At 72.4% G+C, this 18,837-nt stretch carries 13 protein-coding genes; all 13 read right to left on the bottom strand.

Features of this window, described 5'->3' with window-relative positions:
* Nucleotides 1-112: 112 nt before the first annotated feature.
* The 13 genes from obgE to mrdA all read right to left on the bottom strand — a co-directional run bounded on the left by obgE (nucleotide 113) and on the right by mrdA (nucleotide 18,825).
* On the bottom strand, nucleotides 113-1,552 hold the full coding sequence (gene obgE, locus ABZ565_RS31395) for a GTPase ObgE (protein ID WP_361034409.1): 1,440 nt from the start codon (nucleotides 1,550-1,552) through the stop codon (nucleotides 113-115).
* A gap of 138 nt (nucleotides 1,553-1,690) precedes the next feature.
* Nucleotides 1,691-1,948 (bottom strand): 50S ribosomal protein L27, encoded by a 258-nt coding sequence (rpmA, locus tag ABZ565_RS31390; protein ID WP_018103204.1) that lies wholly within the window; start codon nucleotides 1,946-1,948, stop codon nucleotides 1,691-1,693.
* Nucleotides 1,949-1,962: 14 nt separating this feature from the next.
* Complete coding sequence (gene rplU / locus ABZ565_RS31385; protein WP_014045903.1) at nucleotides 1,963-2,283, bottom strand: 50S ribosomal protein L21; 321 nt, start codon at nucleotides 2,281-2,283, stop codon at nucleotides 1,963-1,965.
* Nucleotides 2,284-2,476: 193 nt separating this feature from the next.
* On the bottom strand, nucleotides 2,477-3,538 hold the full coding sequence (locus ABZ565_RS31380; RefSeq protein ID WP_361034406.1) for an iron-containing alcohol dehydrogenase family protein: 1,062 nt from the start codon (nucleotides 3,536-3,538) through the stop codon (nucleotides 2,477-2,479).
* Entirely contained in the window at nucleotides 3,526-4,278 is a 753-nt protein-coding gene (locus ABZ565_RS31375) for a phosphocholine cytidylyltransferase family protein (RefSeq protein ID WP_361034403.1), read from the bottom strand. The genes ABZ565_RS31380 and ABZ565_RS31375 overlap by 13 nt, the downstream gene beginning before the upstream one ends.
* 63 nt (nucleotides 4,279-4,341) lie before the next feature.
* Nucleotides 4,342-5,232 (bottom strand): UTP--glucose-1-phosphate uridylyltransferase GalU, encoded by an 891-nt coding sequence (gene galU, locus ABZ565_RS31370; RefSeq protein ID WP_361034400.1) that lies wholly within the window; start codon nucleotides 5,230-5,232, stop codon nucleotides 4,342-4,344.
* Between the two features lie 98 nt (nucleotides 5,233-5,330).
* Entirely contained in the window at nucleotides 5,331-9,503 is a 4,173-nt protein-coding gene (locus ABZ565_RS31365; RefSeq protein ID WP_361034397.1) for an Rne/Rng family ribonuclease, read from the bottom strand.
* A gap of 230 nt (nucleotides 9,504-9,733) precedes the next feature.
* A complete protein-coding gene (locus ABZ565_RS31360; protein ID WP_361034394.1) occupies nucleotides 9,734-10,516 on the bottom strand; it encodes a TIGR03936 family radical SAM-associated protein in 783 nt (260 codons plus the stop codon).
* Nucleotides 10,517-10,637: 121 nt separating this feature from the next.
* Complete coding sequence (locus ABZ565_RS31355; protein WP_361034391.1) at nucleotides 10,638-11,855, bottom strand: hypothetical protein; 1,218 nt, start codon at nucleotides 11,853-11,855, stop codon at nucleotides 10,638-10,640.
* Between the two features lie 89 nt (nucleotides 11,856-11,944).
* Nucleotides 11,945-13,870 carry a TIGR03960 family B12-binding radical SAM protein gene (locus tag ABZ565_RS31350; RefSeq protein ID WP_361034388.1) on the bottom strand — a complete coding sequence of 642 codons (1,926 nt, stop codon included), beginning with the start codon at nucleotides 13,868-13,870 and terminating at the stop codon, nucleotides 11,945-11,947.
* A 50-nt stretch (nucleotides 13,871-13,920) separates the two neighbouring features.
* Nucleotides 13,921-15,438: a CYTH and CHAD domain-containing protein gene (locus tag ABZ565_RS31345; RefSeq protein ID WP_361034385.1), complete on the bottom strand. Its 1,518-nt coding sequence runs from the start codon at nucleotides 15,436-15,438 to the stop codon at nucleotides 13,921-13,923.
* 31 nt (nucleotides 15,439-15,469) lie between these two features.
* On the bottom strand, nucleotides 15,470-16,660 hold the full coding sequence (gene rodA / locus ABZ565_RS31340; RefSeq protein WP_361034382.1) for a rod shape-determining protein RodA: 1,191 nt from the start codon (nucleotides 16,658-16,660) through the stop codon (nucleotides 15,470-15,472).
* Nucleotides 16,660-18,825, bottom strand: coding sequence for a penicillin-binding protein 2 (mrdA, locus tag ABZ565_RS31335; RefSeq protein ID WP_361034379.1), 2,166 nt, complete (start codon nucleotides 18,823-18,825; stop codon nucleotides 16,660-16,662). Before mrdA ends, rodA begins: the two co-directional genes overlap by 1 nt.
* Between the last annotated feature and the right edge of the window lie 12 nt (nucleotides 18,826-18,837).

Below are 18,837 nucleotides of genomic sequence, written 5' to 3'. Positions count from 1 at the left end.
GGAGACCTCGGTGACGGAGGCGGCGGGCGCCCGGATGACGAGGTCCTGCTCGGCCTGGATGACGGAAAGGGGCCGGGCCCGCGGTCGTTGTCGTGCGCTACGGGGCCGTGCTCTACGAGAACGGGTCGAAGTCCCGGTACTCCTCGGCGACCTCGTCGCGCTCCGCCTCGCGGTCGCGGCGGCGCTGAGCGGCCGGGCGCGGCTCCTCCAGGCGGTGGTCCTCGCCACGGCGGCCCAGCATCTCCGCGCCGGCGGTCACGGTCGGCTCCCAGTCGAAGACGACCGCGTTGTCCTCGGCGCCGATCGCCACGCCGTCGCCCGCCCGGGCCCCGGCCTTGCGCAGCGAGTCCTCGACGCCCAGCCGGGCGAGCCGGTCCGCGAGGTAACCGACGGCCTCGTCGTTGTTGAAGTCGGTCTGGCGCACCCAGCGCTCCGGCTTCTCGCCGCGCACCCGGTAGATGCCGTCCTCCTCCAGCGTGACGGTGAACCCGGCGTCGTCCACGGCCTTGGGCCGGATGACGATGCGGGTGGCCTCCTCGACCGGCTTGGCGGCGCGCGCCTCGGCGATGATGCCGGCCAGGGCGAACGACAGCTCCTTCAGCCCGGTCCTGGCGACGGCGGACGCCTCGAAGACGCGGTAGCCGCGCGCCTCCAGGTCGGGGCGGATCATGTCCGCGAGGTCCTGGCCGTCCGGGATGTCGATCTTGTTGAGGACGACGATGCGGGGACGGTCCTCCAGGCCCCCGTACAGCTTCAGCTCCTCCTCGATCATGTCGAGGTCGGAGACCGGGTCGCGGTCGGACTCCAGCGTCGCCGTGTCCAGTACGTGGACGAGCACCGAGCAGCGCTCGACGTGGCGCAGGAACTCCAGGCCGAGCCCCTTGCCCTGGCTGGCGCCCGGGATCAGGCCGGGGACGTCCGCGATGGTGTAGACGGTCTCGCCGGCGGTGACCACGCCCAGGTTCGGGACGAGGGTGGTGAACGGGTAGTCCGCGATCTTCGGCTTCGCCGCCGAGAGGACGGAGATCAGCGAGGACTTGCCGGCGCTCGGGTAGCCCACGAGGGCCACGTCGGCGACGGTCTTGAGCTCCAGGACGATGTCGCGGCTCTCGCCGGGCTCCCCGAGCAGCGCGAAGCCGGGGGCCTTGCGGCGGGCGGAGGCCAGCGCGGCGTTGCCGAGGCCGCCGCGGCCGCCCTGGCCCGCGACGAAGGCGGTGCCCTGGCCGACCAGGTCGGCGAGCACATTGCCCTGGCGGTCGAGGACGACGGTGCCGTCCGGGACGGGCAGGACCAGGTCCTGGCCCTCCTTGCCGGTGCGGTGGTCGCCGCCGCCGGGCTGGCCGTTGGTGGCCTTGCGGTGGGGGTGGTGGTGGTAGTCGAGGAGCGTGGTGACGGACTGGTCGACGACCAGGGTCACATCGCCGCCGCGGCCGCCGTTGCCGCCGTCCGGACCGCCGAGCGGCTTGAACTTCTCACGGTGAACGGAGGCACAGCCGTGGCCTCCGTTACCCGCGGCGACATGCAGTTCGACGCGGTCCACGAAGGTGGTCATGGATGGAACCTCCAGTTGCATACCTGCGGAAAAACTTCGCTCGCCCCCGTAAGGGCAACACGCGAAAGGCGGACCCACTTCCCTTCTCGGGAAGTGAGGTCCGCCTCCACGTCATACCGCTCTACGAGCGCCGGGAATTCAGCCGGCGATCGGAACGATGTTCACGACCTTGCGGCCACGGTGCGTGCCGAACTCGACCGCACCGGCGGCGAGGGCGAACAGCGTGTCGTCGCCGCCACGGCCGACGCCCGTGCCCGGGTGGAAGTGGGTGCCGCGCTGGCGGACCAGGATCTCACCGGCGTTGACGGCCTGGCCGCCGAAGCGCTTCACGCCGAGCCGCTGAGCATTGGAATCGCGCCCGTTCCGGGTGGACGATGCGCCCTTCTTGTGTGCCATGTGTTCTCAGTCCCTTACTTCGCAGCCGCGGGAATACCGGTGACCTTGATCGCCGTGTACTGCTGGCGGTGACCCTGGCGACGGCGGTAGCCGGTCTTGTTCTTGTAGCGAAGGATGTCGATCTTCGCGCCCTTGTGGTGGTCCACGACCTCGGCCTGGACCTTGATGCCGTCGAGCACCCACGGGTCGCTGGTCACGGCGTCGCCGTCGACAACGAGCAGGGTAGAGAGCTCTACCGTGTCGCCAACCTTGGCAGTGGAAATCTTGTCAACCTCAACGATGTCACCGACAGCAACCTTGTGCTGGCGGCCACCGCTGCGCACGATGGCGTACACGCGGATCTCACTCTCACTCGAAGCGGAAACCTCTGATGCCAGCCGCTCACACGGGTCCGGGAACCCGTGACGATCCGGAGTGGACGAGCGGCCTCTCCCGTACGAGCGGGAGGTCGGTGCTCAGAGGTGTGGCGAACAGACGCCGACGGTCAAGGTTACGGGGCCCCGCACAGCCGGTCAAACCGGGCCCCGCTCAGACCGCGGCGCTCCTGACGTACTCGGCGTACGCGTCCCTGATCCCGTCCTCCGACAGGTTCAGGTGTTCCAGGATCGTGTACCGGCCCGGCCGGGTCTTCGGCGCGAACGCGACCACCCGTACGAACTCGTCCACGTCGAAGCCCATGTCCTCGGCGGTGACCGGCAGCCCGTGGCGCCGCAGCACCTGGGTCATGCGTACGGACTCCTGGACGGCGCCGCGCAGATGCATCGCGAACGCCGCGCCGAGCCCGCACTGCTCGCCGTGGCTGGCGGCCCGCTGCGGGAAGAGCAGGTCGAAGGCGTGGTTGATCTCGTGGCAGGCGCCGGAGGCCGGGCGGCTGTCACCGGCCACCGACATCGAGATCCCGGTGAGCACCAGGCCCTCCGCCAGCACCTGGAGGAACGCGTCGTCGCCCAGGCCGCCCGGGTGGCGCAGCACGGCCTCGCCGGCCTGCCGTGCCATCGCGGCGGCCAGGCCGTCGATGTCCTCGCCGTTGACCCGGTGGGCCAGCTCCCAGTCGGCCACGGCCGAGATGTTGGACAGGGCGTCCCCGACCCCGGACCGCACGAAGCGGACGGGGGCCTCGCGGATGACGTCGAGGTCGATGACCACGGCGATCGGGTTCGGCACGCCGTACGAGCCCCGGCCCGCGTCGTTGTCCAGCGTCGCGACCGGGGAGCACAGCCCGTCGTGGGACAGGTTCGTCGCCACGGCGACCAGGGGCAGCCCGACGCGCGCCGCCGCGAACTTGGCACAGTCGATGATCTTGCCGCCGCCGAGGCCCACCACGGCGTCGTACCGCCCGGACTTCATGGCCTCGGCGAGCTTCACGGCGTCGTTCAGCGTGCCGCCGCCCACCTCGAACCAGGAGGCGCCCGGCAGGCTGCCCGTGAGCCGTTCCCGCAGGGCCCGGCCGGAACCCCCGCTGATCGCGACCGCCAGCTTGCCCGAGCCGGAGATCCGCTGGTCGGCGAGGACGCCGGCCAGGTCCGCGAGGGCCCCGGCCCGGATGTCGACGACGACCGGCGCGGGTATCAGCCGGGTCAGTACTGGCACGCGATCTTCCTGCCCTTGGCCAGGTCCTCGTGGTTGTCGATCTCGACCCACTTGACGTCGCCGATCGGCTCCACGTCGACCTTGAAGCCGCGGTTGACGAGCTCCTGGTAGCCGTCCTCGTAGTAGAGGTCCGGGTCGCGCTCGAAGGTGGTCTTCAGCGCGTCGGCCAGCTCCTCGGCCGCCTCGCCCTCGATGAGGGTGACGCCGATGTACTCACCGGTGGCCTCGGCCGGGTCCATCAGCTTGGTGATCCGCCGGACGCCCTTGCCGTCCTCCACGACGACCTTCATCTCCTCGTCGGCGAGGGACTTCACCGTGTCGAGGGCGAGGATGATCTTCTTGCCGTTGCCGCGCGCGGCCAGCAGCGTCTTCTCGACGGAGACCGGGTGCACGGTGTCGCCGTTGGCGAGGATGACGCCGTCCTTGAGGGCGTCCCGGCCGCACCACAGGGAGTAGGCGTTGTTCCACTCCTCGGCCTTGTCGTTGTCGATCAGCGTGATGCTGACGCCGTACTTGGCCTCCAGCGCCGCCTTGCGCTCGTACAGGGCCTCCTTGCGGTAGCCCACGATGATCGCGACCTCGGTCAGACCGACCTCGGCGAAGTTGCCGAGCGTCAGGTCGACCACGGTCAGGCTCTCCTCGTCGCCCTCGGGGCCGACGGGCACGAGCGCCTTGGGCAGCGTGTCGGTGTAGGGGCGCAGACGACGGCCGGCGCCGGCGGCCAGAATCATGCCGATCATGGGGTTCTCCTCGGTGCGGTGTTACGGGTGTCTGGGATCAGGAGTACGGGCGCGGCGGGCGGGTCAGAGTTCCGACGCCACGTAGGCGCGCAGCCAGGTACGGAAGTCGGGGCCCAGGTCCTCGCGCTCGCAGGCGAGGCGGACGATGGCCCGCAGATAGTCGCCGCGGTCGCCGGTGTCGTAGCGCCGGCCCCGGAAGACCACGCCGTGCACCGGGCCGCCGAGCTTCTCGTCGGCGGCGAGCTGCTGGAGCGCGTCGGTGAGCTGGATCTCGCCGCCCCGGCCCGGCTCGGTCTCGCGCAGCACGGCGAAGACGGCGGGGTCCAGGACATAGCGGCCGATGACCGCGAGGTTGCTCGCCGCGTCGCCCGGCTCCGGCTTCTCGACCAGGCCGGTGACCCGGACGATGCCGTCCTCGGGGGTGGGCTCCACCGCCGCGCACCCGTAGAGGTGGCTCTGTTCGGGCGCCACCTCCATCAGCGCGACGACGCTGCCGCCCTCGCGCTCCTGGATCTCCGTCATCCGGGTCAGCAGCGGGTCGCGCGGGTCGATCAGGTCGTCGCCGAGGAGCACCGCGAAGGGCTCGTCGCCCACATGGGGCTCCGCGCACAGGACGGCGTGGCCGAGGCCGCGCGGGTCGCCCTGGCGGACGTAGTGCATGGTCGCGAGATCGCTCGACTCCTGGACCCGGACCAGCCGCTCGGCGTCGCCCTTGCGGGTCAGCGCCGACTCCAGCTCGTAGTTCCGGTCGAAGTGGTCCTCCAGCGCGCGCTTGTTGCGCCCGGTGATCATCAGTACGTCGCTCAGCCCCGCTGCGGCGGCCTCCTCCACGACGTACTGGATCGCCGGCTTGTCCACGACCGGCAGCATCTCCTTGGGAGTCGCCTTCGTCGCCGGCAGGAACCGGGTACCGAGCCCGGCGGCCGGTATGACGGCCTTCTGGATCTTGCGCATGTGGGGGCTTTCGTGTCGGGGGCGGGAGGGCCCGGGCCCGTGACACGGTCCGGCCGGTCCCGGGGTGGGACCGGCCGGACCGTGTCACGCGAGACGGATCAGTCCTCGTCGGCCGTGGCCGTGACGGCCGGGGCGGTCTGCTGCTCCGCCGCCACCGTCTTCTTCGCCGCCGCCTTCTTGGCCGTCGTCTTCTTCGCGGCCGTCTTCTTGGCCGCGGTCTTCTTGACGGCCGCCTTCTTGGCCGTGGCCTTCTTGGCGGTCTTGCGGGCCGCCTTCTTGGCCGGAGCCGCCTCGGACTCCGCCTCCGCCTCGGGGGCCTCGGGGGTCTCCACCACGACGACCGCGGCCTCCTCGGCCCCCGCGGGGGACCCGGCGGGCGCGCTGACCTTGCGGGTGGCGCGGCGCCGGACACGCGGCGGCGCGGCCGGCTCCTCGGCCGGGGCCTCGGCGTGCGACGCCTCGACGACCGGGTCCTCGGCGGCCACCGGGTCGGGAGCCTGGACCGGCTCCTCGGCGGCGGCCGGGGCGGGCTCGGCCGCCGGGGCGGGCTCGGCCACGACCGCTTCGGCCGGGGCCGGCGAGCCCGCCGGGGCGGTCGCCTTGCGGGTCGCCCGGCGGCGCGTACGGCCCTGAGGTGCCTCGGCGGGCGTCTCGGCCACCGGCTCCGGAGCCGCGACGGGCTCCGCGACCGGCTCGGCCACGATCTCCTCCACCGGGGCGGCGGAGGTCTTCGGGGCGCCGGCCGGGGCCGATGCCTTGCGGGTGGCCCGGCGGCGGCCACGGCCGCGTGCGACGGCGGCCTCGGCCTCGGCGGCGCTGCTGTACAGCTCCTCGTCCGGGACGAACTCGGGCTCGGGCAGGGCCACCGGCGCGGCGACCTCCGCCGCCACCTCGGCCTCGGTCTCGGCCTCCGCCTCGGTGTGCTCCTGGACGTGCTCGTGGCCGTGCTCGTGGTCCTGACCACCGCCGCGGCGCTTCTTCGAGCGCTTGCCGCCGCCACCGCCGCCCACGGACGCGGGCTGCTCCATGTGGACGATGACACCGCGGCCGTTGCAGTGGACGCAGGTCTCGGAGAAGGACTCCAGCAGGCCCTGGCCGACCCGCTTGCGGGTCATCTGGACCAGGCCCAGCGAGGTGACCTCGGCGACCTGGTGCTTCGTACGGTCGCGGCCCAGGCACTCCAGCAGGCGCCGCAGCACCAGGTCCCGGTTGGACTCCAGCACCATGTCGATGAAGTCGACCACCACGATGCCGCCGAGGTCGCGCAGCCGCAGCTGGCGCACGATCTCCTCGGCCGCCTCCAGGTTGTTCTTGGTGACCGTCTCCTCCAGGTTGCCGCCCTGGCCGGTGAACTTGCCGGTGTTGACGTCGACCACGACCATCGCCTCGGTCTTGTCGATCACCAGCGAGCCACCGCTCGGCAGGTAGACCTTGCGGTCCAGCGCCTTCATGAGCTGCTCGTCGATCCGGTACGTCGCGAAGATGTCGACCTCGGAGGTCCACCGCGACAGCCGGTCCGTCAGGTCGGGCGCCACGTGCGAGACGTAGCCGTGGATGGTCTCCCACGCGTCGTCGCCGCTGACGATGACCTTGGAGAAGTCCTCGTTGAAGATGTCGCGGACGACCCGGACGGTCATGTCCGGCTCGCCGTACAGGAGCGTCGGCGCGTTGGAGCTGCCGGTGCCCTTCGCCTTCTTCTGGATGTCCTCCCACTGCTGCTGCAGCCGCTCGACGTCACGGCGCAGCTCGTCCTCGCTCGCACCCTCGGCGGCCGTGCGCACGATGACGCCCGCGTCCTCGGGGACGATCTTCTTGAGGATGGTCTTGAGCCGGGCGCGCTCGGTGTCGGGCAGCTTGCGGCTGATCCCGGTCATCGAGCCCTCGGGCACGTAGACCAGGTAGCGGCCGGGCAGCGAGACCTGGCTGGTCAGGCGGGCGCCCTTGTGGCCGATCGGGTCCTTGGTGACCTGCACCAGGACGGACTGGCCGGACTTGAGCGCGGTCTCGATGCGGCGGGGCCCGTGGGCCATGCCGAGCGCCTCGAAGTTGACCTCACCGGCGTACAGGACCGCGTTGCGGCCCTTGCCGATGTCCACGAAGGCGGCCTCCATGGACGGCAGCACGTTCTGGACCTTGCCCAGGTAGACGTTGCCGACGTAGCTGGTGGCCTGCTCCTTGTTGACGTAGTGCTCCACGAGCACGTTGTCCTCGAGCACGCCGATCTGGGTGCGCTCGCCGCTCTGGCGGACGACCATGACGCGCTCGACGGCCTCGCGGCGCGCCAGGAACTCGGCCTCGGTGATGATCGGCACCCGGCGGCGGCCCTGCTCGCGGCCCTCGCGGCGGCGCTGCTTCTTGGCCTCCATACGGGTCGAGCCCTTGATGGACTGGACCTCGTCGAAGCCGGTGCCGAGCTCCCGCTCCTCCTTCTTGCGGGGCTCCCGGACCTTGACGACCGTGCGCTCCGGGTCGTCCGAGCCGTTCTCGGCGTCGGACGCCGCGTCACCGCTGCGGCGACGACGGCGACGGCGACGGCGGCTGCTGCTCGTGCCGGAGGCGGCGGACTCGCGCTCGTCGTCCTCCTCGTCGGCCTCGTCCCCGGACTCCTGGGCGGCCTCGGGCTCGTCCTCGGCCTCGTCGTCCGTCTGCTGCTCGGCGCCCTCGTCCTCGGCGGACTCGCCCCGGCGACGGCGACGGCCGCCCCGGCGACGGCGGCGCGACGGGCGGTCGCCGTACTCGTCGGTGTCCTCGCCGTCCTGCTCGGCCTCGGCCGCGGCCTCCGGCTCCGGCTCGTCCTCGGCCTGCTCCTGCGCCGGGGCGGCGGTCACGGTCTCGGTGGCATCGGCCTCGGCGGCCTCACCGCGACGGCGGCGCCGACGGCGCGAACCGCTCTGGGACGCGGTCTCGGCGGGCGCGGTGCGCTCCTCGGCCGGGGCGGACTCCTCCTCGGGCTCCACCTCGTGCGAGGCGGCGGCCGCGGCGGCGGCCGCGGTCTCCGGTGTCTGGAACATCGGCTCGGCGAAGACCGGCGCCTGGAAGACGGCGACGGCCGGGCGGGTGGCCCTACGGCCGCGGCGCGCGGGCTCCTCCGGCTCGGCGGTGAACTCGGGGCGGCCGGCGGCGGCGGTGGCCCGGCGGCGCTGACGGCCGCGCGGGGCGGCCTCCTCGACCTCGACGGGCTCGGCGGCCAGCTCCTCCACGGCGGCCTCGGGCAGGCTCTCACCGGGCTGGGCCTCGGCGGGCTGCTCGGCGGCGGCCTTCGGCGCACCGGCCGGGGAGGTGGCCTTGCGGGTCGCGCGACGGCGGCCACGGGGGGCCTCTGCGGGCTGCTCGGCGGCGACCGGCTCGGCGGTGACCGGCTCGGCGGGCGTCTCGGTGAGCTCTTCGGTCTCCTCGGCCTCTTCCGCCTCGTCGGTGACCTCGGCGGCCGGCTCCACGGGTGCGGCGGCCTGCGGGGCACCGGCCGGGGCGGAGGCCCTGCGGCGGGTACGGCCGCGCGGGGCCTCGGCGGGCTCGGCGACGGCTTCGGCGACCGGCTCGGGGGCCTTCTCGGCCTCCGCCACGATCTCGGCGTCCTTGGGCGCGCCGGCGGGCGAGGTGGCCTTGCGGACGGCACGACGGCGCGGGCGCGCCGGAGCGGCGGCCTCGGCGGCAGGCTCGGGGCTCTCCACGACGGGGGCCTCCTCAACGATCTCGGCCGGCTCGGCGGCCTTCGGGGCACCGGCGGGCGACGTGGCCTTGCGGACGGCACGACGGCGCGGGCGCGCCGGAGCGGCGCTCTCGGCGGCAGGCTCGGGGCTCTCCACGACGGGGGCCTCCTCAACGATCTCGGCCGGCTCGGCGGCCTTCGGGGCACCGGCGGACGACGTGGCCTTGCGCACGGCACGGCGACGACGGGGGGCCTCGGCGGCCGGTTCGGCGGCGGCCGGCCCGGCGGTCACGGGCTCGGCGGCCGGTTCGGCGGTCACGGGCTCCACGGTCTCCGCCGACTCGGCGCCCTTCGGGGCGCCGGCCGGGGACGTGGCCTTGCGGACCGCGCGGCGGCGGGGGCGGGCGGGGGCGGCCTCGGCGGCCGGTTCCGCGACGCTCGGGGACTCTGCGGCGTCAACGGCCGGTATGGCCGGCGCTTCGGCGGCGGCCTGCGCCCCGGCCGACGGCGGGCCGGCAGGGCGGGAGGCGGCGCGGCGCCTGCGGCGCGGGGGCAGCTTGTCCCCGGGGGTGTTGTTGTCTTCTGCGTTCCCGGCGGTGCCGGGTTCGTTCGGCTGGGGCATGCGGGCGTTTCTCCCGTCGCGCTCCCGGGCGCCGCACCTGATTCCGGTCCGGCTCGGTCCGCGGGTGGCCGCGGCACCGCCGTCCGGGGCGCGGGCGCCGCACGGGAGCTGAATCTTGGCTCGCCGGTTCCGTACGCGGTGTGCGGACGGCCTGGCGAAAGTCTTATGGGTCAGCGCGCGGCCCGGCCCAGGTGGCTCCCGAGCGCGAGGGCTGCGCTACGACGACCGCCTTACGCGGAACCTGCACCTTCCGGCGCCGTCGCGACGGCGGTCCCGGTGGCCGTGGTTGATGCGGCCGGGGCTGCCTCGCGGTCGGGCGCGAGCGGGTCGGTCACCGTGCCGGACTCCTCGTCGAAGAGCCCCTGCGCCAGCCTGGTCACCGCTGCGGGGACCGGCGGCGCCAGGTCGGCCACAACGCGGAGACCGGACAGGACGTCGTCAGGCCGTACGGCAGGTGTCACGTGCCGAACAACCAGGCGCAGTATCGCACAGGCCCTGTCACCGGACCTATCAGCCGGAAGATCGAGGGTCCGGAGGTCGACCACGGCGGCACGGGCGTCGAAGGCCCGCATGCCGTTCTTCGTACGGCGCTCGACCTCGACGGTCTCCGCCGCGTCGAAGGCGGACACGGCCTTCTCCGCGTCCTCCCGGGTCACCCCGTCCAGGCGGATCTCCCAGACGGAGGCGGTCAGCCGGTCGGCGAGTCCCGAGGTGCGGGCCTCGACGGCGTCCGTGATGTCCAGGCCGTCCGGCATCGAGTCGTTGAGCAGCTCACGCAGGACACCCGGATCACGGGGCTCGGTGAGGGCGATCTCCAGGAACTCGGCCTCGCTGCCCGTACCGGTGGGGGCGGCGTTGGCGTACGACACCTTGGGGTGCGGGGTGAAGCCCGCCGAGTAGGCCATGGGCACCTGAGAGCGGCGCAGCGCCCGCTCGAAGGCACGCTGGAAGTCGCGGTGGCTGGTGAACCGGAGGCGGCCGCGCTTGGTGTAGCGCAGTCTGATGCGCTGCACCGCCGGTGCGGGCGGCGGGCCTTCGGGCTGTCGCTTGCCCAGTGGTTCTTCTCCTCGGTGCGGGGCGGGCGCGGTGGCGCGCCGCCCTCGAAATACGGGTGGCCCGGGGGCCCGGTCCGGCTCACCCCTGCTGTGCGGATTTCTCCGGGAGCGGGGAGAACTCTGGACCCGGCGCCGCGCTGGGCACGGTCGTTGCACTACCCAGAGTACGCGCAAGGGGGCTTACGGGTTCCCCGGGCTCGGGTTCGGCGGGCGCGCCGACCAGGGCGCGCCACGCGTCGCGCCTGGCCCGGCGCACCGTCTCCCGGGCCGCGCGCAGCGTCTGGCGGGTCGTGCGGCCCACCGCGCGCAGGGCCCGCCCGACGGGTGCCAGGAAGGCGTCGCGCACGACGTGGCCGACCGGGACGCACACCGTGCGGTACGCCCAGCGCACCGGCGCGGCGACCAGGTTCCGGGCGAGCCAGGCGAGCGCCCGGCCGACCGCCCGGGAGAGGTATCCGGCGACCCGCCAGGCGATGCCGAGCGCGGCGGCGATCTCCCGGCCGACCGGGGTCAGGACGCGCCGGTACACCCAGACGACGGGCGTGACGAGAAGCACGACGACGAGCCAACGCAGCGCGATGCCGATGCCCCGGAAGAACGCCTCGATCCCCCGGATCACCAGATCCACCACCCAGGCGATGCCGTGGCCCAGCGGGGTGAGCACCCGCCGGTACACCCAGACGAGCGGGACCACCACGAGGTACCGGACCAGCCAGGCCACGGCGAGCCCGACGGGCACCAGGACGTACCGCCACAGCAGCACCACCGGCATGACGAACACCATGGCGAGCAGCCATTTCAGGGCGGAGCCCAGCCACCGCGCCGCCGGGACCAGCACCTCCCGGTAGAGCCACCGCAGCCCGTGTCCGAGCGGGGTGAGCAGATGCGCGTACACCCATGGGAGGGGCACCACGATCCCGTACCGCACCACGGGCACCACGACGTGGCGCCAGAGCGCGACCCACGGCCATACGAACACCGCGCGGGCCAGCCAGAGCAGGGCGTGTCCCAGCGGGACGCACACGTACCGCCACAGCCATCCCGCCGGGATCACCACCAGCACGTCGAAGAGCCGGGCCAGGGCGCGTCCGAGCGGCCGGAACAGCACCCGTTCGGCGGCCCGGGCGGTGACGACGAGGGCGTCCCACACCATCCGTACCGGCAGGACGACGAGGAGCACCACGATCCGGACCGGGATCCGGATGAGCGTGGTGAGACAGCCGTCGCCGCCCTCGTAGTGCGCGGGCGCCTGGTGGGCGCCGTACTCCGCCGGTGCCCGGTGCTTTCCCTGTTCCATGCTCCCCATGACGCGAAGGCCCGGCCGGGGGTTTCCCCGGACCGGGCCTTCGTCACCGAGCTGTCACACGCCCGCGACCGCTTCGCGGCTCACTTCACGACCGTCAGCGGCAGGAGCTTCTTGCCGGTCGGGCCGATCTGGATGCTGGTGTCCATCTGCGGGCACACCCCGCAGTCGAAGCACGGCGTCCAGCGGCAGTCCTCGACCTCGGTCTCGTCCAGCGAGTCCTGCCAGTCCTCCCAGAGCCAGTCCTTGTCGAGGCCCGAGTCCAGGTGGTCCCAGGGCAGGACCTCCTCGTAGGTCCGCTCGCGGGTGGTGAACCAGTCGACGTCCACACCGAACTCCGGCAGGGTCGCCTCGGCGCTCTTCATCCACAGGTCGTAGCTGAAGTACTCGCGCCAGCCGTCGAACCGGCCGCCGGCCTCGTAGACCGCGCGGATGACGGAGCCGACCCGGCGGTCGCCGCGCGAGAGCAGGCCCTCCACGATGCCGGGCTTGCCGTCGTGGTAGCGGAAGCCGATCGAGCGGCCGTACTTCTTGTCGCCGCGGATCTTGTCCCGGAGCTTGGCGAGACGGGCGTCGGTCTCCTCGGCGCTGAGCTGCGGCGCCCACTGGAACGGGGTGTGCGGCTTAGGCACGAAGCCGCCGATGGAGACCGTGCAGCGGATGTCGTTCTGCCCGGAGACCTCGCGGCCCTTGGCGATCACGTTGACCGCCATGTCGCCGATCTGGAGGACGTCCTCGTCGGTCTCGGTGGGCAGCCCGCACATGAAGTACAGCTTCACCTGGCGCCAGCCGTTGCCGTACGCGGTGGCGACCGTGCGGATCAGGTCCTCCTCCGAGACCATCTTGTTGATGACCTTGCGCATGCGCTCGGAGCCGCCCTCGGGGGCGAAGGTGAGACCGGAGCGGCGACCGTTGCGGGTCAGCTCGTTGGCCAGGTCCACGTTGAACGCGTCGACGCGGGTGGACGGCAGTGAGAGGCCGATCTTGTCGTCGGTGTAGCGGTCGGCAAGGCCCTTGGCGATCTCACCGATCTCGGTGTGGTCGGCGGAGGACAGCGAGAGCAGGCCGACCTCCTCGAAGCCGGTCGCCTTGAGGCCCTTCTCCACCATCTCGCCGATGCCGGTGATGCTTCGCTCCCGCACGGGGCGCGTGATCATGCCGGCCTGGCAGAAACGGCAGCCGCGGGTGCAGCCGCGGAAGATCTCCACGGACATCCGCTCGTGGACGGTCTCGGCGAGCGGGACCAGGGGCTGCTTGGGGTACGGCCACTCGTCCAGGTCCATCACGGTGTGCTTGGACACCCGCCACGGGACACCCGACTTGTTGGGTACGACGCGGCCGATGCGGCCGTCCGGAAGGTACTCCACGTCGTAGAAGCCGGGGACGTACACGCCGCCGGTCTTCGCGAGGCGGAACAGGACCTCCTCGCGGCCCCCGGGGCGGCCCTCGGCCTTCCAGGCGCGGATGATCTCGGTGATCTCCAGGACCGCCTGCTCGCCGTCGCCGATGACCGCGCAGTCGATGAACTCCGCGATCGGCTCCGGGTTGAACGCGGCGTGGCCGCCCGCGAGCACGATCGGGTCGTCGATGTCCCGGTCCTTGGCGGCCAGCGGGATGCCGGCCAGGTCCAGGGCGGTGAGCATGTTGGTGTAGCCCAGCTCGGTGGAGAAGCTGAGCCCGAAGACGTCGAACGCCTTGACCGGGCGGTGGCTGTCCACGGTGAACTGCGGCACCTCGTGCTCGCGCATCAGCGCTTCGAGGTCCGGCCAGACGCTGTAGGTGCGCTCGGCGAGGACGCCCTGGCGCTCGTTCAGTACCTCGTACAGGATCATGACGCCCTGGTTGGGCAGCCCGACCTCGTACGCGTCCGGGTACATCAGCGCCCAGCGGACGTCGCACTCGTCCCACGGCTTGACGGTGGAGTTCAGCTCACCGCCGACGTACTGGATGGGCTTCTGCACATGCGGGAGCAGAGCTTCGAGCTGTGGGAAGACCGAATCGACAGACATCGCGAACTTTCGAGAGCCGGCAGGGGTGACCATCCAGCGTACCTCGCTGCTCAGCCTCCGGCGGACCGCCGGATGCGGGCCTTGTGCGCCCGGTGCCACACCCCGGGCAGCTCGCGTTCGGTCGCGGCGGCGGCCGCCTCCTCCCGCCCGTACACCAGTCCCCAGGTGAACGACGGCTCCCCCGCCGCGTGTGCCTGTACGGCGAGGGCGCGCAGGGTCTCGCGGGCGACCACGCTGTCCTGGTGGTCGCCGAGGAGGCTCTGTACGGCCTTGAGCCGCTTGGCCGCCTGCTTCGCGGGCCTGCCCAGGGCGGGGCGGGCGGCCTCCGCCGCGTACCTGGCCCGCTTGGCGGCCTTGCGGGCGCGGTGCAGGGCGGCATCCCGGTCCGGCCCGGGCGGCAGATCCAGGGCGTGCGCCACCCGTCCGGCGAGGCGCTTGTGATCCTTGCGGACCGCGTGGGCCAGCTCCTCGTCCGGCGCGGCGGCGGCCCCGGGCAGCAGCGGCGGAGCGGCGAGCAGCGCGTCCAGGGCGCGCAGCAGGTCCAGGTGGCGCGCGGAGTCGAGGGCGGCGACCATGCGCCGGCGCGACGCGCTGCGGGCCGCCTCCGACCGGAGCCGCAGCCGGGCCGCGGCCGGTCCGATGACCAGCGCGCCGGGCAGTTCGTCGAGCCGGGCGCGCAGGCGGGCGTCCAGGACCTCCTGGTCCCGGTCGACGCCCAGCTCCCCCGCTAGCCACTTCAGCTCGGCGCCCAGCGCCCCGGTGGCCTCGCGGTCCAGGACGCGGCGGTGCGTGCGCAGGGCGCTGCGCAGCCGGCGGGTGGCGACGCGCATCGCGTGGACGGAGTCGGGCAGTCCCCGGCGCACGGCCGGGTCGAGCGCCACGATCGCCTCGGCCTGGCGGCGTACGTAGCCGAGGACGTGGTCACCGGCGGTGCGCGGGGTGCCGGGCTCGTCGGCCGGCGCCTCTCCGGGTGCCGTCTCCGCCAGTGCGCGGGCCAGCTTGGAGGGGGCTGTGGAGGGCCGGATGCCGGCCTCCTCCAGCGCGCGGCCGACGGTGTCGAGGAAGGCGGGGTCGCCGTCGTCGGCGAGTTCGGCCTCGATCTCGGTCCAGGCCGCGGTGCGGTCGCCGCCGTGCAGCCGCTCCGCGAGGACCTCGTCCACACTGAGCTCGGCCAGCGGGGTGCCGTCGTCGCCGGTGAGGACGTGGACGTCGCGGACGGAGACCAGCCGGACCACGGCGACGACGGGGGCGTCCAGGACCCGGGAGCGGATCAGGGCGGTGAGGGCGGCCGGAGGGGTGTCGGAGAGCGGGGCCCGGATCTCGTCCCGGACGCCCTCGGCGACGGGGAGTTTCAGGTGCCAGCCGGCGTCCGCCCCGCCGGTGCGGCGGCGCAGGGTGACCCCGGATGCGGCGAGGCGCAGGTCCTCGGTGTCGTAGTAGACGGCGTCCAGTTCCATGACGCCCTCGTGCACGACGGACCCGACGCCGGCCACCCGGCCCAGGTCGGGCAGCCGGGTGGCGTCGGTGGCTTCGTACTTCCGCTCGATCTCGCGCTTGGAGTCGGCCATACGACGAATCTAACGCGCCGCCGGGAAACGCTCAGGCCGTTATCGGCCGTTGCACCCGGATCGACTGGAGCAGTCCGATGGCGACCCAGACGGCGAACATCGAGGAGCCGCCGTAGGAGACGAACGGCAGCGGGAGTCCGGCGACGGGCATGATGCCGAGCGTCATGCCGATGTTCTCGAAGGCCTGGAAGGCGAACCAGGCGATGATCCCGGCGGCGACGACCGTGCCGTACAGCTCGGTGGTCTCGCGGGCGATGCGGCAGGCGCGCCACAGGACGACGCCGAGCAGGACGAGGATGAGCCCGGCGCCGAGGAAGCCCAGCTCCTCACCGGCGACCGTGAAGACGAAGTCGGTCTGCTGCTCGGGAACGAACTGCCCGGTGGTCTGGGTGCCCTGGAAGAGGCCGGTGCCGTGCAGGCCGCCGGAGCCGATCGCGATGCGGGCCTGGTTGGTGTTGTAGCCGACGCCGGCCGGGTCGAGCGCCGGGTTGGCGAACGCGGCGAAGCGGGCGATCTGGTAGTCGTCGAGCAGCCCGAGCTGCCAGATGGCGACCGCCCCGGCCACGCCCGCGCCGAGGAGCCCGAAGACCCAGCGGTTGGACGCGCCGGAGGCCAGCAGCACACCGAGCACGATGACGACCATGACCATCACGGAGCCGAGGTCCGGCATCCCCATGACGATCACCATGGGGAGCGCCGCGAGGCCCAGGGCCTTGGCGACGGTCCGGTGGTCGGGGTGGTCCTGGTCGCCGGCGTCGACGCGGGCGGCGAGCAGCATCGCCATGCCCAGGATGATGGTGATCTTGGTGAACTCGGAGGGCTGGATGGAGAAGCCGCCGGGCAGCAGGATCCAGGCATGGGCGCCGTTGACGGTGGCGCCCAGCGGGGTGAGGACCGCCAGGACGAGGAGCACGGACAGCCCGTAGAGGATCGGCACCGCGCCGCGCAGGGTGCGGTGGCCGAGCCAGATCGTGCCGATCATCAGCGCCATGCCGATGCCGGTGTTGAGCGCGTGCCGGAACAGGAAGTAGTACGGGTCGCCGTGGGTCAGCGAGTCGCGTCCCCGGGTCGCCGACCAGACCAGCAGCGAGCCGATGAAGGAGAGCGCGATCGCCGAGCCGAGGAGGGGCCAGTCGAGCCGGCGCACGACGGAGTCGCGTGCCATGAGCCGGCCCCAGCCGGACCGCTCGGGGCCGTAGCGCGGGACGGAGAATCCGGCCATCAGTCGCGCCTCCCCAGCACCGCGGCGAGCGTCTGCTCGGCGGCCGGCTTCTCCGAGGCGGGGTGGTACGGCTTGATCGTCGGGGCGTCGATGGTGCCGTCCGTCCGGATCTTCGGCAGCCCCTTCTGCGGCGTCGGCAGGAGAGCCTTCTTGAGGTCCTGCTTGCCGGTGGCGTCGAGCCCGTACAGGGCGTTGTAGATGTTGCGGACGGCGGGCCCGGACGCGCCGGAACCCGTACCGCCCTGGGAGATCGTCATGACGATCGAATAGTCCTTGGTGTACGTGGCGAACCAGGAGGTCGTCTGCTTGCCGTAGACCTCGGCGGTACCCGTCTTGGCGTGCATCGGGATCTTGTCCTGCGGCCAGCCGCCGAATCGCCAGGCGGCCGAACCGCGGGTCGCGACACCCGCGAGGGCTTCGTCTATCTCGTCGCGCGTCTTCTTGGTGAAGGGCAGCTTGCCGTGCGACTCGGGCGCGATCGCCTGGACGGTCTTGCCGTCGCCGCTGACGATCGCCTTGCCGACGGTGGGGTCGTAGAGCGTGCCGCCGTTGGAGATGGCCGCGTAGATGGTGGCCATCTGGATCGGGGTGACGAGGGTGTCGCCCTGGCCGATGGAGTAGTTGACGGAGTCACCGGCGCGCATCCTGTCGCCTTCGAGGCAGTTCTCGTAGGCGATCTTCTCGACGTACGTGCCGTCCTTCTTGCCCTGCTTGCACCAGGCGTCGTGGTTGGCCTTGGCGAAGTTCTTCTTCCACTCGCGGTCCGGGACGCGGCCGCTGACCTCGTTGGGGAGGTCGATGCCGGTCTCCTTGCCGAGGCCGAACTGGTGGGCGGTCTTGTAGAACCAGTCCTTGGGGTGCTTCTTGGGGTTGTTGCCGCCGTCCTTCAGCCACTCCTTGTGCGCGATGCCGTAGTACACGGTGTCGCAGGAGACCTCCAGGGCGCGGCCGATGGTGATGTCGCCGTAGCCCTGGGACTCGTAGTTGGTGAAGGTCTGCCCGCCGATGGAGTACGAGCTGGGGCAGGGGTAGTGGCCGTCGAAGGGGTAGCCGGCGTTGACCGCGGCGGTCGAGGAGATGACCTTGAAGATCGAGCCGGGGGCGGCCTGGCCCTGGATGGCCCGGTTCAGCAGCGGGAAGTTGGACTTCTTGCCGGTGAGCTCGGCGTAGTCCTTGGCGGAGATGCCGCCGACCCAGGAGTTCGGGTCGTAGTTGGGCAGGGACGCCATGGCGACGACGCGGCCGGTCTTGGCCTCCATGACGACGACCGCCCCGGAGTCCGCCTTGTAGTTCTCGCCGGTGTTGTGGTCGAACTCCAGGCGGGCCTTCTTCATGGCGTCGTTGAGCTCGTACTCGGCGACGGCCTGGACGCGGGCGTCGATCGAGGTGACGACGCTGGCGCCGGCCTCCGCCTCGTCGTTCTTGGCCTGGCCGATGACGCGGCCCAGGTTGTCGACCTCGTAGCGAGTGACGCCGGCTTTGCCGCGCAGCTCCTTGTCGTACGTGCGCTCCAGGCCGGAGCGGCCCACCATGTCGGAGCGCAGATACGGGGAGTCGCTGTCCTGGGCCTTGGTGATCTCCTCGTCCGTGACGGGCGAGAGGTAGCCGAGGACCTGGGCGGTGTTGGCCTTGCCGGGCGCCGGGTAGCGGCGGACGGCGGTGGGCTCCGCGGTGATGCCGGGGAAGTCCTCGGCGCGTTCGCGGATGGTCAGGGCCTGCTGGGTGGTGGCTTCGTCGGTGACCGGGATCGGCTGGTAGGGCGAACCGTTCCAGCACGGCTGCGGGGTCTTGGCGTCGCAGAGCCGGACCTTGTCGAAGACGTCCTGCGGCTTCATGTCGAGTACGCCGGCGAGCCGGGTCAGCACGGCCTTGCCGTCGTCGTCCATCTTCAGCAGCTCGGTGCGGCTGGCGGAGACCACGAGGCGGGTCTCGTTGTCGGCGAGCGGGACGCCGCGCGCGTCGAGGATCGAGCCGCGGGCGGCGGGCTGGACGACCTGCTGGACGTGGTTGTTCTTGGCCTCGTCCGAGTACTCCTGGCCGTTGCGGATCTGGAGGTACCAGAGGCGGCCGCCGAGGGTCAGGAGCAGCGAGAAGACGAGGACCTGGATGACGATCAGCCGGATCTGGACGCGCTGGGTGCGGCCGGTCTCGGGAATGTTGCTCACGGGGCTCCCCCG

The sequence above is a fragment of the Streptomyces sp. NPDC016469 genome (genome assembly GCF_040632905.1).
In the GTDB taxonomy this organism is placed as follows: domain Bacteria; phylum Actinomycetota; class Actinomycetes; order Streptomycetales; family Streptomycetaceae; genus Streptomyces.
The sequence above is the reverse complement of the archived record's forward strand: the minus strand, read 5'-3'. Positions and strand labels throughout refer to the sequence as shown.